The organism is Arthrobacter nitrophenolicus (assembly GCF_045833485.1).
Taxonomy (GTDB): Bacteria; Actinomycetota; Actinomycetes; order Actinomycetales; family Micrococcaceae; genus Arthrobacter; species Arthrobacter nitrophenolicus.
On record NZ_CP174504.1, the window covers coordinates 126,521 to 140,141 of the forward strand.

Annotated in this window: 9 protein-coding genes; 5 read left to right on the forward strand and 4 right to left on the reverse strand. The window is 63.9% G+C overall.

Translation table 11 applies throughout. The features are described 5' to 3' along the window. Positions 1-96: 96 nt before the first annotated feature. Positions 97-1,104: a substrate-binding domain-containing protein gene (locus ACJJV6_RS00605; RefSeq protein WP_407709678.1), complete on the forward strand. Its 1,008-nt coding sequence runs from the start codon at positions 97-99 to the stop codon at positions 1,102-1,104. Continuing rightward, a complete protein-coding gene (locus ACJJV6_RS00610) occupies positions 1,101-2,795 on the forward strand; it encodes a DUF2142 domain-containing protein (RefSeq protein ID WP_407709679.1) in 1,695 nt (564 codons plus the stop codon). The genes ACJJV6_RS00605 and ACJJV6_RS00610 overlap by 4 nt, the downstream gene beginning before the upstream one ends. A 253-nt stretch (positions 2,796-3,048) precedes the next feature. Here the strand turns inward: ACJJV6_RS00610 and ACJJV6_RS00615 are convergent, their stop codons facing one another. Beyond that, entirely contained in the window at positions 3,049-3,516 is a 468-nt protein-coding gene (locus tag ACJJV6_RS00615) for a GtrA family protein (protein WP_354175320.1), read from the reverse strand. A 73-nt stretch (positions 3,517-3,589) separates the two neighbouring features. Here ACJJV6_RS00615 and ACJJV6_RS00620 point away from each other — a divergent pair, with 73 nt between their 5' ends. Further along, complete coding sequence (locus ACJJV6_RS00620; protein WP_407709680.1) at positions 3,590-5,185, forward strand: DUF2142 domain-containing protein; 1,596 nt, start codon at positions 3,590-3,592, stop codon at positions 5,183-5,185. Here the strand turns inward: ACJJV6_RS00620 and ACJJV6_RS00625 are convergent, their stop codons facing one another. Next, a complete protein-coding gene (locus ACJJV6_RS00625) occupies positions 5,186-7,210 on the reverse strand; it encodes a glycosyltransferase (RefSeq protein WP_407709681.1) in 2,025 nt (674 codons plus the stop codon). It abuts the gene before it with no gap. Continuing rightward, on the reverse strand, positions 7,207-8,394 hold the full coding sequence (gene glf, locus ACJJV6_RS00630) for a UDP-galactopyranose mutase (RefSeq protein ID WP_407709682.1): 1,188 nt from the start codon (positions 8,392-8,394) through the stop codon (positions 7,207-7,209). The genes ACJJV6_RS00625 and glf overlap by 4 nt, the downstream gene beginning before the upstream one ends. Positions 8,395-8,603: 209 nt before the next feature. Between glf and ACJJV6_RS00635 the strand changes: the two genes are divergently transcribed. Then, entirely contained in the window at positions 8,604-12,680 is a 4,077-nt protein-coding gene (locus tag ACJJV6_RS00635; RefSeq protein WP_407709683.1) for an FtsK/SpoIIIE domain-containing protein, read from the forward strand. On the opposite strand, the gene ACJJV6_RS00640 is transcribed toward ACJJV6_RS00635, so the two are convergent. Beyond that, entirely contained in the window at positions 12,641-13,018 is a 378-nt protein-coding gene (locus ACJJV6_RS00640) for a hypothetical protein (RefSeq protein WP_200859129.1), read from the reverse strand. The two genes, ACJJV6_RS00635 and ACJJV6_RS00640, sit on opposite strands and share 40 nt — an antisense overlap. A gap of 340 nt (positions 13,019-13,358) precedes the next feature. On the opposite strand from ACJJV6_RS00640, the gene ACJJV6_RS00645 reads away from it, so the two are divergent. Beyond that, positions 13,359-13,607 (forward strand): WhiB family transcriptional regulator, encoded by a 249-nt coding sequence (locus ACJJV6_RS00645; protein WP_009356837.1) that lies wholly within the window; start codon positions 13,359-13,361, stop codon positions 13,605-13,607. Positions 13,608-13,621: the final 14 nt, after the last annotated feature.

Consider the following 13,621-nt stretch of genomic DNA (forward strand, 5'->3'; position numbering starts at 1 on the left):
CTGCCTCAACATCCATGGCACGGGCACTAGGCTGGAAGGGTGATTCCCGTTTCTCTCCGAGCAAAAATAAGGGCTGCCGCCTTGTTGACGGGGCTCTTGTCCCTGTCTGCATGTGCCACCACTCCCCCGGGCACTGTTCAAGGTGCCCTCACAGGAATCGGCAGCAACGCTGCCCAGGGCGCGGTCAGCGCGTGGGGGCTGGCATGGGGCGGTGCCGTCAAAGGCACCTCGGTGAGCTACTCCCCCGACGGCTCCGCAGCCGGGCTCAAGGCCTTCCAGGACGGGCAGGCACATTTCGCGGTAAGTTCCGCCCCCCTTACCCAGCAGGAAGCCATATCCGTTCGCGGCATGTGCACATCTGGCGGCGCCGTATCGGTGGCGGCCGGGGTTTTGCCTGTGGGCGTTGCCATCAAAATCAAGGGGGTCAACGATGTGGTGCTGGACGCCCCCACCCTCGCCGCGATCCTGCAGGGTGAGATCACGCGCTGGAATGATCCCCGCATCACCGGCCTGAATACCGGAACCGAGCTCCCCGACCTTGAAATCACCGTCATCGCGCCGGAAGGCCCCTCGGATACGGTACGTCCGGTAAACGATTACCTCAACGGGGAGGCCGGTGTTGCCTGGGACCCCGATTCCCCGGACAGCTGGCCGTCCACGGTCATAGGACAGGTATCTTCGCCGCCGCTGGACCTCGCAGACAAGCTGGATGACACCAACGGCGGGCTTTCCATTCTCGACGGAAGCATCATCGGCAACCGTTTCACTGCAGCGCAGCTCGTCTTTGACGGCAAGCCGAGGCGGCTGCAGGCCTCCTCTGTCGTCGACGCCGTCACCACAGGGGAAGTGGATTCGTCCCCGCGCGGCGTGGTTCAGAAACTGGACGGGGCCTCCGGCTATGCGTTGGGCACCGTGCTTTACGTTCATATGTGCCGGGAATACTCCGAGCCCGCCTTGACCCGGCTGAGCCGGTCCCTGGGCCAGAGCCTCCTCAGCGAAGACGCGCAGAAGAACGCCAACGCATTCGCCTTTGTCATGTCACCCAGCAAGACGGCAGTAAGCGAAGCCCGTGCATTGATTGGCACCAACGGAGACGGACAATGACCCTTTTCCTCAGCAACGTCCGACGCGGACTTCCACGTCCCCTGCCGACATTCGGGCTCCTGGCCACAATTTTCGCCCTCTTGTTCGGGCTGTGGGCGGTTGCCACCCCGCTCATGGGTGCACCCGACGAGCCCGCACACACGATCAAGGCCGCAGCCGTGGTCCGCGGCCAGGTCCTCGTGGAGGAGGGCACTTCCTTCGGTCACGGGGTCCATGTCCGGGTCCCCAACTACATCGCAAGCCTTCACGCCCAAAGCTGCTACAAATTCAACCGCGCACAAGCAGCCGATTGCGCAGCGCCGGTCTATGCGGACGACACTTTCACGAATATCGGTGTGACCTCCGCCGGCTCCTACAACCCGATGTACTACTGGGTGGTCGGGCTCCCCACCCTGTTCTTGTCCGGCGCTCCGGCCATCTATGCGATGAGGCTTGTCAGCGCAGCTCTCTGCGCATTGTTCTTTGCCGCCGGGTTCACCGCCCTGACCGAACTGCGGCGCCCCAAATACCCCGTCCTCGTCGCGGCCCTCACCATGACTCCGATGATCCTGTTCCTCGGCGGAGGCATCAACCCGAACTCCCTCGAAATCGCAGCCACCATGGCAGCCTTTGCCGGTTTCGTCGTGGTGCTGGACAACTGGCGCAACACACGACGGGTCCTGCCAGCGCTCGCAACGGTCGTGGCAGCGACAGTGGTCCTGGCAAATGCACGCCAGATTTCCTTGGTGTGGCTGCTGTGTGCCCTGATCGTCGGCGTATGTTCGTTCCGGCTGCGCCGCACGCTCGCCGTCTTCACCGACAAGCGTGTATTGACCGCCGTCGCGGTGGCTGTCCCGGGCGCGCTGCTGGGATTCCTGTGGATGTACGTTGCCGCCAACGGGCCTGCGAATGTCGGCGTGGCACCGGAGGGGATAGCGAATCCGCACCCGGACGCCCCTCTCTACCGCGGCTTCATGATCATGCTCGACCGGACCTACGATTTCTTCCCGCAGTACATCGGCACCATGGGATGGCTGGACACACCGGCGCCTGAGCTGGTGACACTTGTGTGGGGCGGCCTGATGATCGCCGCACTGGTTGTTCCCTTCTGCGTCCGCCCCCTGCGCAACTGGACGGGCTACTGGGTGGCCCTCGCCATGCTCTACCTTGTCCCTGCACTCCTGCAGACGGCGCTCTGGCGCGGCATGGGATTCATCTGGCAGGGACGGTATACGCTGCCTCTCGTCGTCGTGCTGTTCGTCAGTGTTGGCCTGGGGCTCCGGAAGCTCCGGTTCCCGACCTCCCCGGTTGCAGTGCACATTTCGCGGGTGATGTTCTGGCTGATTGTGTTTTGCCACACCCTGACGTTCGTTTACGTCCTCCGCCGTTATGTGGTGGGAATCAGTGAGATTGCCAACTGGCAAACACTTTTCTCTTCACCCGACTGGCAGCCGCCGCTCGGCTGGTTCACTCTAACGGCGGCCTATCTGCTGGTGACCGCAGCCGGGGTCCTGCTCCTGTTCCGCTACCTGCACCCGGGCCAGCCGCTGATTGTCCGGGCTGCCGCTTCTGGCGGCAAGGGTAAGGGTCTGGCCAGGGCGGGCAGGCAGCATGAGCAGCCGCACGTGGGGGAAACGGCCTCTACAATGCCGAATACCGGAGACCCTGTTACCTCCGGGTCCGAGGTAAAGACAGGTCCCGGCCAGTCCTAGGTTCCGTTCCAAGGGGCGGGAGGGGACAAAGGCGTCATCTCCCGCCGCCCGGGGAGACGGTTTCAGCCCGTCAAAGGCCGTGGGGCTTACGTTGTGTCGCCCGGACGGCGCTGCCGTCGGATTCACCGGCGCGTGACCTGCCGGCTATGGGTGAAGCTGTATCCGCCTGACCACTTAGGATGCGGTACCCGGCGGCTGGAGCGGGAGGCGGAGTCCTGGCGTGTTCAGGAGAACCCGACAGTGAGCGCCAGCGCTATTCTCCCGCGTCCCGCTTGAAGATCCAGTGGCGGTACAGGAAGTAATTCCAGACCGTGGTCATGACTGTGGCACATGCCTTACCGATCAGGTAGGACCAGCCGAGGGCATCGAACCCTGTCACCACGAGGTCGCTGACTGCGATGTTCACAATCACCAGCAGGATGTACTTAACGGCGGAAACGCTGCCCTTGTTGGTGGCGCGGAAGGTGAACATTCTCTGCAACAGGAAGTTGAACACCAGGCTGACGACGAATGCAATAGGAGTCGCAAGCCACAGTTCCACTCCGAAGACTTCATGCAGCAGTGCAAGGAGCCCCAGGTCAAGGGCGAAGGAAAGACCGCCGACAAACAGGAACCGGACAACAGCGTTCTGGTAAAGGCCAAGGGCAAGCCCCGGGACTGACGGGGGCGCTTGGGCAGGTGATTGTGGAGACGACGATGCGCCAGAAATAGAACTGCGCATCGTTGTTATCCTCCCCGGAAGCTGGACCGCACAGATTTAAACCCCGTACGTCCAAAGTATGGTTAAACCTATCATGCAAAATTCCCTCAGGCCGACGCTGCCGCGTCCGCTCAACTCACCCCTGCCCGACAAAAAACGCCCTTCGCCGCTGCGCGTTTTGTTGGTTTCCTGGCTTCTGTTCGGCTGCATTGGCACCCTCTGGAGCTTCGCCTCTCCCCTGATGTCCATACCCGATGAGCCGGCGCACGCCATCAAGGCCGCGGCCGTTGCCCGGGGACAGTTCAGCGGCGCCAGTACCGGTGTCCAGGGGGAACGGCTGACTGTAAACGTTCCAGGCTATGTGGCCAGCCTCGACGCCTACAAGTGCTTCGCCCACCACCCCTACCTGACTCCGGCGTGCGCGCCACCCATCGATTCGACAGACCGCGGCTGGGTACCCGCACAGACTTCCGCCGGAAATTACAATCCGGTGTACTACGGCATCGTGGGAATCGGAAGCCGCGGTCTCAGTGGTGAGCCGGCGCTGTATGCGATGCGGCTTATCAGCGCATGGCTGGTTGCGTTTTTCCTCGGGGCCATAATGTGCGCTGCATCGTCGTTGCGTCACTACCATCGACCGGTCATAGCCTGCGCCATCGCGCTGACGCCTGCCGTCTTCTTCCTGTCCGGCTCCGTTAATCCCAACGGCCTTGAGATCGCTGCGGCGGGTGCTGTCTTCATGAGCCTGTGTGCGATCTTCGAGCGGACCGCGGCCGGAATGCCCGGCAGCAGGCTGCTCTTTGTCATTGCAGCGCTGTCCGGCAGCCTGCTGGCCCATACCCGGCCGCTTTCCCTCCTATGGCTTGCGATCGCCGCCGTGTCCGCTATTCTCTGCTTCGGATTCAAAACGTTTATTCGCACTTTTGCGGTCCGTGGCTTCCAACTGGCCGTCCTCGCTGTCGGCCTGTCCAGCCTGTTTGCCCTGTGGTGGGTGCTGTCCGCCAAGAGCTTTGACAGCCTGCTCGCTGGTGCTCCGCTACCGGCCGAGGAAGCCGCCGTTGCGATGCTGGACAAGACCGTGTTCTTCATGGTCGAGTACGTTGGCGTTCTCGGGTGGATCGACACCCTGCCTCCTCCTGCTGCAGTTTACGCATGGGTCCTTGGGTTCGGTGCCATGCTCTTCCTGGCTTTTACGGCACGCCCGGTCCGGGGCCGGTGGGTCATGGCCCTCCTGGCCCTGACCGTCATCGTCGTACCGGCCGCCCTGCAGGCAAGTTCAAGCGAGACCCTGGGCTGGATCTGGCAGGGACGGTATACGTTGGCCATGGTGGTGACACTTATCCTGGCTGCCGGTGTGACCACCCGTTTCCGCCGCTTCAGGATCACGCCGTGGACAAAGTCCATGGTGCGGTGGGGTTTGGTGCTGGGAGCCCTGGCCCACTTTTACGTGTTCATGGAAGGACTCCGGCGCTACACGATCGGCGTCATGGACCACGTCAACTGGACGGAGATGTTCCAGCCGGAGTGGCAGCCGCCGGGCACCTGGCAGGTGCTCGCCGTCGCCTACCTCGTGCTGTTGGCGGTCAGCGGAACCCTGCTGTACCGCCTGTTGACCGCGCCTGCATGGCAGGCCAGGCTGGCAGCGCCGGCACCTGCTGCCCGGCCGGCCGAGCACTCGCACAGCGGCTAGTCAGCTGGAAGCCGCAGCGCTCCTGGCGGCAGGGCCACCGGCGTGGTCCTGCCCGGGGGCAGCTGCCTGGAAGGTCCTGCGCCAGGAGTCCATTGACACCAGTTCCGGCAAGGCAGATTTGTAGGCCTCGGCGAGGTCGTCCCATTCTTTGTACAGCCGGGCATGCTGGCTGGCCGACTGCTTGAGCATTTCCCTGAGTTTCCGGGGGTCACGCTTGTACCAGGACGCCGCGGTTCCCTCGGCATTGGACACGACCACAGAGTCGTAGTGCGCGATCCGGAACCAGCGGTTATCGATATGGGCAAGGTAGGCCTGCGGGCGTTCCAGCGCTTCCCGAGAGGGCCGCTTCAGCAATTGCCGCGCCACTGTGGCGACTCCCCACTGGACCATATCCTTCTTCGCCGGCATTTGGATGTCCGCAGAGGTGGACAGCCCGGCGCCCAACGCGGGAGGAGGGAATTCGTCCACGTCCTCGAGCATCTGCGCATCCGAGTAGGCGCCCCGGCGGGCCAGGATCTCGGCCAGCTTGCCGTGCAGTGCGGGATGGAGATGCGCGGGGCCTGCCAGCAGGTCCTCCCGGGCGCTCAGCCGGTTGTGGACGGTGAAGTACTGGAGGGATACGAGGTGCTTGACGTCTTCCTGGAAGGACTCGCGAAGAACGTTGCCACCCTTGGGGTGGGGGCTGTGCAGCAGCGCGGTGATGAGCCTGTTGCGGTTGTGGAAATACGCCTGCCATCCGACAAGATCATCTTTGTCGATCCAGGAGATATGCCAGAGCGCCGCTCCAGGCAGGGAAACAGTCCGGAATCCTGCTGCCCGTGCACGCAGTCCGTACTCTGAGTCATCCCACTTGATGAACAGCGGCAGGGGAAGCCCCACCTGCCGGATGACGGAGGTGGGGATCATGCACATCCACCACCCGTTGTAGTCGACGTCGAATCGCCTGTGCAGCCAGGGAGTCTGCCGAAGGTTGGACACGCTGAAATCGTGCCGCATCTGCATATCACGATGCGGCTGGCCCGGGGAGAACCGTCGGGAGTCAATGGTTTCACCCATCGAGTACAGGGTGCTGCGGCTGTAAAGGTCGAACATGTGTCCGCCAACGATCGTTGGGCTCTTGCACCTTCCCGAAAACGCCATCATCCGCATGATGCTTTCCGGTTCCATGACCACATCATCATCCAGCAGGAGAACGTAGTCGCTGCCGTTTTCCACGCTTTCGTACATGCCGCGGGCGAACCCTCCGGAGCCGCCGAGGTTAGCCTGGTCAATGACGCGGAGCTTTGGACCGAGCAGGGCCGCTACTTCCGCGAACCCCGGCTGGTCTGCCACCTTCCGGGACCCCTGGTCGACAATGAGCACTTCCCTGGCGAGTTCCAACGCTTCCGGATGGCCGGCGAGGGTCCGGACATTCGCCAGGCAGAAGTCCGGCTTGTCCATGGTGGTGATCTGGATCGTTACCGTCTCCCCGGTCCTCACCGGCGGCGGGCCCTCCCACCGTGCCTCCTTGAGGATGAGGTCTCCTCCGCTGGAGGCCAGATCGAACCAATACCACCCGCCGTCGCCGAACGGCTTGATGGACAACTCAAATTCGGTGCGCGCGTCATCCTCAACCCTGGCGCCATCCACACGCTGGATGGTGCCGCGGGCATTTGACTTGTAGACGGTAACGGATCCCCGCCCGGAAGTCTCCACGACCAGGCGGATGTCCCGAAGGTGGGTCCAGCGGCGCCAGTAACTGGCGGGAAAGGCGTTGAAGTACGTCCCCAGGGAAAGTTGCTCCCCGGACCGTACCCGGACGGATTGCCGCGACAGCAAATCGTCCACGTGAACTTCGCGGGTATTGGAGCCGACGAGGTGCAGTTTTTGTTCAACAGGTTTGGGGTTCCTGGCGAATTCATCGCTTTCCTTGAAGCGAACCCCGGTTGCCGGGCCGGCATCTGCATAGAGGGACATAGTGTCCACCCCGGACTCCGGCGGGAAAATTACCCTCTGAAGTGTTGACCAGCCCGGCGCGGCACTCATGCGTCGACGCCTCCGCTTTCCAGCTTGACGCCGCTTTCGAAGTGCGGGCGGATCTTGTTGTCGAACATGCTCAGCGCCGACCCGATGGCCATGTGCATGTCAAGGTACTTGTAGGTTCCGAGGCGTCCGCCGAACAGGACGTCCTTTTCAGCAGCCGCAAGGTCGCGGTACTTCAGCAGCCGCTCGCGGTCCGCCGTCGTATTCACCGGGTAGTACGGCTCGTCGCCCTTTTCCGCGAAGCGCGAGAACTCGCGCATAATAACGGTCTTTTCCGTCTGGTATTCGCGCTCGGGGTGGAAGTGCCGGGGTTCGATGACGCGGGTGTAGGGAACGTCGGCGTCGTTGTAGTTGACAACGGAGGTGCCCTGGAAGTCCTCCATGTCGAGCACTTCCTCCTCGAAATCGATGGTGCGCCAGGAAAGGTCACCTTCGGCGTAGTCGAAGTAGCGGTCGACGGGTCCGGTGTAAACGACCGGGATCTTGCCCACAACCTTGTTCTTGCTGTACTCGTGCGACTCGTCAAAGAAGTCCGTGTTCAGGCGCACCTCGATGTTCGGGTGCTCGGCCATCTTCTCGATCCACGCGGTGTAGCCGTTGGTGGGCAGGCCTTCGTACTTGTCGTTGAAGTACCGGTTGTCATAGTTGTAGCGCACTGGAAGCCGCGAAATGATCCCGGCGGGGAGGTCCTTCGGATCCGTCTGCCACTGCTTGCCCGTGTAGTGCTTGATAAAGGCCTCGTACAGCGGACGGCCAATCAGCTGGATGCCCTTGTCGTTCAGGTTCTGCGGATCCGTACCCGCCAGTTCACCGGCCTGCTCCTGGATGAGCTCACGCGCCTGGCCGGGGGTCATGTTTGCGCGGAAGAACTGGTTGATCGTGGCGAGATTGATCGGCAGCGAGTAGACCTCGCCTTTGTGCACGCCGTAAACCTTGTGGACGTAGTTCGTGAAGGTGGTGAACCGGTTGACGTACTCCCACACCCGCTCATTGGAAGTGTGGAACAGGTGCGCCCCGTAGCGGTGCACCTCGATGCCGGTCTGCTCTTCTTTCTCGCTGTAGGCATTGCCGCCAATATGGTGGCGGCGGTCGATGACGACGACCTTAAGGCCGAGCTCGGTAGCGGCCTGTTCTGCGATTGTCAGGCCAAAAAAGCCAGACCCAACGATGACAAGGTCAGCGGTCACAAAATCTCCTGGTTTGAATGCGGGCAGCGCAATGATGCGCATTGTCTGCTGTTCTAGCCTACCCGAGGCATCACGGCGCCCGTCGAATCAGCGGCCACTGGCGCCGCCCGCCCAGGGCACGCATGGTTGTCCACATAGCCTCCTTCGGCGGCGCCAGGACCAGCCAAGTATGGCTAGCGTGGGGTCAACGGCAAGAAGGATCGGTGCTTATGAGGCTGCACTGCACACTGGTGGGTGGACCCGGGTCCGGCCTGGCTTCCCACCCGCTTGAGCTGACAATCGACGCCCCGGAAGGCGCTCCAGGCGCCGCACTTTGCCGGCAGCTCGCGGAACAATTCGGAACAGGGATGGTCACCGTCGCAGGCGAGGATCTCCAGTCGGCACGGTTGGGGATCCCGCCCCTCATCCCAGGCGCAATACTTGTCGACGGCGGCCCGGAACCAAGGCGCCGGAAGCAACGGCGCAGTCCTTGTGGCGGCCATCCTGCCGGGCTCGTCCTTGCCGTCCACACCGGCGCCGGCGCCGGAACAGTCGTACCGCTGCAGCGTGGCCAATACACCGTGGGCAGGAGCAATGCACGCATCGTCCTTCCCGATGCTGAGCTGTCCCGGGAGCATGCCCGCCTGACGTTGACCGACAAAGACATCTTCATTGAGGATCTGGATAGTGCCAACGGCACCTACGTGGACGGCGAGAGAATCCGCCACTCTGCCGTCACTGCGGGGTCAACCATCAGGTGCGGTAATTCAACCATGTCGCTGATGTTCGCCGACGTCCCGATCAAGTCCCTGGCCATGGCCGGAGTTTCAGCACAGGAACCGATCACTGTGCCTGGACGGGGCGATCCGGGAAACCGGGCTGCCCTTCTTGTGACAGCAGCGCTCCCACTGGCCATAGGCATCGGCCTGGCCCTCTTCACGGGCATGTGGATGTTCCTGGCTTTCGCGGCCACCTCGGCGGTTGCCCTCCTGGTTCCCGTTGTTTCCGGACGGCGCCAGCGGCGGGATGCCGCCAGGGCAGTCAGGAAGGCGGCGGCCCAGGACCGGGAAAGGCGCCTGGCCTCGGGACCTTCGCTTGCGGTTACTGCCCTGGCCACGCGGAAGGGGGCAAGGTCAGCTGCTTCCGTGCCGGATACCGGTGGCATCTGGCTGCGGCTGGGCGAGGCGGAGCAGGACGCGAACGTCACAACCGTGCCGGCCGCCGCCCTCGAGGTCCCATCTGTTGATTCGGTTCCGGTGACCTTTGACCTGCTGCAACCCCGGACAGTCTTCGTGGGGACAAAGCCACTCCGGGATGGAATGATCAGGGCCATTGTCATGCAGCTCTCGGGATATCCCAGGTGCAGGAGCACCCGGATCATTATCTTCGGACCGGCAACAAGTCTTCCCCTTGCCGCTCGATATCTTCCTGATGTGGTCCTGATGGTGGCAGCGGAGGCCTGCCGTGATTCCCTAAAAGAGGGATTCCCACCCGGCTATGAGCACGGTGTCCTCCTGCTCGCGGACGCCACAGCTGACGGCAGGACGGCAGCCATGCTCATGGAAGAAGCGCACCGGCACGGCTGGCAGGTCCTTGAATTCCGTTCCAGGGCAGCGGCCGGCACACCCGCCGTCGATGTCGTCCTGCACCACCACGGCTCAACGCTGCGAGGACAGGGCGAAGACATCACCTTCGTGGCCGACCTGGCACAAAACGACGTCTTCGACGGATTCTGCCGGCAGCTGGCCGCTGCGCCACCCCGGCCGAACATGGGGAAACACCCAATCGCGCGCACTTGCGCGCTGGAGGATGTCCTGCCTTTGTCACCCGCCCACCTGGCCGCACGCTGGGATTCGAGCATCGGGGAAGCGGGCCTTGCCGCGCCGCTGGGACTCGATGCGGACGGGGCCCTGGTGATTGATCTGCAGGCCGATGGACCCCATGTGCTCGTGGCCGGGACCACAGGGGCCGGGAAATCCGAGCTGCTGCGCAGCCTCACCCTGGCCCTGGCGCTCACCCATCCGCCCAGCCGCATCAACTTCCTGTTCCTGGATTTCAAGGGTGGTTCCGGGCTCGGCCCCCTGACCGGGCTTGTGCACTGCGTGGGGCTGTTGACCGACCTGACCAGGGATGAACTGGAACGCACACTGACCTCGCTGCGGGCGGAAATCCGGCTGCGTGAGGAAGCGCTCGCGGCCGCGCGCGTTCCGGACCTTGCCGGATACCGGTCCACCGCGGAAGCCGAAGGATTCCCCATCCCCCACCTGGTGATCATCATCGACGAATTCCGGATGCTCGTCGACGACGCACCGGAGGTACTCCGCGAGCTGATGCGGATAGCATCCATCGGCAGGTCCCTCGGGATCCACCTCGTCATGGCGACCCAGCGGCCGCAGGGAGCCCTGACGGCTGATATCCGGGCAAACGTTACCTCCAGCATCGCCCTGCGGGTGCAGTCGGACATGGAATCCGTTGACATCATCGGCTCCAAGGAGGCAGCTGCCATCCGGCTTGACGCCCCGGGGCGGGCATTCATGACGCGCGGTACGGAACCAGCCCGGGAGTTCCAGGCCGCAACAACAAACCTGGTCCGGACACAGTCAGCCCCTCTCACGGCCATCACCGTGCAGCTCACCACCGAGCACCTTACTGCAGGGGCGCCTGAGCCTGGGCACGCGGAACCGCAGACTCCAGCGCAGGCCGCGGCACCCCTGATTGCCATGATTCGCGATGCGTGGACCTCCAGGGAGGGGGCAGCGCCACGTGTTCCGGTCGCCCCTCCCCTGCCCGATGACATCGTGGAGCCATCGATGGGTTGCAGCGGGCCCGATCCCTTTCCCGGCGACCCGGCCTGGGCCCTCACACTTGGAGCGATGGACCTGCCGAAGGAGCAGTCCGTTCATCCGCTCGTTTGGAGACCGGGCGCCGACAGTCACCTGGCGTTGATAGGTGCCCCCGAATCCGGCGCAGACGAAGCGGCGCAACTGGTGCTTCGGGGCCTGCTGCTCCACCGCGAGCCGGCGCACTGCTACATCCTCGACGGCACCGGGTCTTTCAGTTCTGCGGCCAGGCACCCGCGTGTGGGGGCTGCCACGGGTCTTCACGAGCTTCGCCGTGCGGTGCGGATCCTTGAGCGTATAGCCCTGGAGATGACCCGCCGGCTCAGCAGGCCCGCGGAGGCCGCCGTTCCCCTGGTGGTGCTGGTCTCCGGCTGGGGCGCGTGGGTGTCGGCCTTCAGATCAGGTCCGCTGGCGTGGGCCGAGGAACTCATGCACGATGTGGTCAGGGACGGCGTCCGGGCGGGCGTCACCGTGGTTATCTCGGGTGACCGGGAGGTGGTCAGCGCCAGGTTCTGTGGGGCGTTGTCCAGCCGGCTGTATTTTCCTGCCGGGTCCAACCAGGACAGCAGGGTGGCCTGGCCCCGGCTGCCGTCCACGACGGCAATCAAAAGCAGGGCGGTGGCTTTCGGTCCGGCAGCAAATGGTGACTCTGCAGTTTGCCAGGTGTTCCGGCTGGCGCCCGGCCGGCAGTGGCCCGAAGGTCCGTTGGGCGTCGGCGACCCCGCTGAACCACTGCCATTCCGGGTGGAGCCGCTGCCCCTCCGGGTCACGGCGCCAGAGGTCCGCGGCATCCATGAGCGTGAGGGGGTATCGGCAAATGCTGCACTAACACGGTCCACGCAGGACATGCTGATTGGAGTGGGCGGAGACGAGCTTTCCCCTGTTTACCTTCGGCTGGCCGCCGCGGGCACCGTCGCCGTCCTCGGAAGGTCCGGGAGCGGCAAGACCAACACCTTGAAGTCGTTGCAGGAACTGAACCCCGCTCATCACTGGCTCAGCCCGAACTCCCCAACGCCGGCGGCCAACCCTTGGACCAGGATCCTGTCGGCTGCCCGCGCCGGCGATCTGCCCGGCGATGCTGTGCTGCTCGCGGACGACGCAGACCTCCTGTCGCCGGCCGCCATGCGCGACCTCTCGGAACTGCAGGCGCTCGGCCACCCATTGGTGTTGACTGCCAGCTACAGCCCGCTGCTCCTGCAGCGTGTTCCGCCCGCCATCGGTGCCCGTGCTGCCGGAACGGCCCTGCTGCTCGGACCGGCATCCTTTGCGGACGGAGACGCGTTTGGGGTCCGTTTCGAAGTGGAACCGGCTCCGCCCCCGGGCAGGGCGGTGCTCATCTCCGCAGGACGGGCCCAGGCCATCCAAGTGGCCCGGGCCTCGGAGGCAGAATTGAAGGAGCAGGCCCGGAACCAGGCAGCTGCTTCCCGCTATAGCGCGGGCGGAGCGCTTCCGGTGCGGGATGCATAGCTGATGACGTTGTTGTGGAACAGGAGCAGGATGGCAGTGACCGCTGGTACGAGCATCGCCAGCCCGGCCGCGACAAGGCCACCGGTGAGGGTGGGGAACCCGATGGTGAGGACGAACAGCTGGGCCACAAGGGCAGCAGCACGGGTCCAGCGGTACCCCCGGTAGAGGAAGACCGCCACGGCGTACAGCCAAGCAGCGAACGCAAGCAGGAGCACCAGGGTGAAAACCGCCCCCCACAAGGACAGGACAGGGCTTCCGGCCAGCAGCTGATAGCCGTACCAGCCTGCCGCCACCAGGAGGGCTGTCGCCTCGGCAGCCACGATGAGCGCCACAATGATGACCGCCGGCGGCGCGCTTCCATCCGGACCGGCACTCCCGCGGCCAGGGACAGGCTGCGGCCCGCTTGGAGGGGACCCAGGTTCGGGGTTTTCAGGGGGTCTTGACACACTGGCACCCTACCGGACATAGTCGGACATTGGTGAGGGCCAGCATGGGCAGTGTGATGTATCGCTCAGCGTTACGGGGATATCAGGCGTTATTACCCCTTGTTTACACAGCGTTAACATGACAGGCTTGGATTCAGATGACCAAGGGGGCCCTGCCGGGCCCTTTTCCTTTGTAGCTACTAGTGAATTATTTCACAAATAGCACTTCCCAGAAATGGAGCAACTGATCAGCATGGATTGGCGTAACCGCGCAGCGTGCCTGGATAAGGACCCGGAACTCTTCTTCCCCGTGGGGAACACGGGCCCGGCCCTGCTGCAGATCGAGGAAGCCAAGAGCGTCTGCCGCCGGTGCGAAGTGGTGGACACCTGCCTGCAGTGGGCACTTGAATCCGGCCAGGACGCCGGCGTCTGGGGTGGCATGAGCGAAGACGAACGCCGCGCCCTCAAGCGCCGCGCAGCCCGCGCACGCCGCGCTTCCTAACAGCAACGCAAGAG

What these genes read in the sequence shown, in the direction of transcription:
- ACJJV6_RS00635 (WP_407709683.1), top strand. Translation starts at nt 8,604, where the DNA reads ATGAGGCTGCACTGCACACTGGTGGGTGGACCCGGGTCCGGCCTGGCT.
- ACJJV6_RS00610 (WP_407709679.1), top strand. Translation starts at nt 1,101, where the DNA reads ATGACCCTTTTCCTCAGCAACGTCCGACGCGGACTTCCACGTCCCCTG.
- ACJJV6_RS00645 (WP_009356837.1), top strand. Translation starts at nt 13,359, where the DNA reads ATGGATTGGCGTAACCGCGCAGCGTGCCTGGATAAGGACCCGGAACTC.
- ACJJV6_RS00620 (WP_407709680.1), top strand. Translation starts at nt 3,590, where the DNA reads ATGCAAAATTCCCTCAGGCCGACGCTGCCGCGTCCGCTCAACTCACCC.
- ACJJV6_RS00615 (WP_354175320.1), bottom strand. Translation starts at nt 3,516, where the DNA reads ATGCGCAGTTCTATTTCTGGCGCATCGTCGTCTCCACAATCACCTGCC.
- ACJJV6_RS00625 (WP_407709681.1), bottom strand. Translation starts at nt 7,210, where the DNA reads ATGAGTGCCGCGCCGGGCTGGTCAACACTTCAGAGGGTAATTTTCCCG.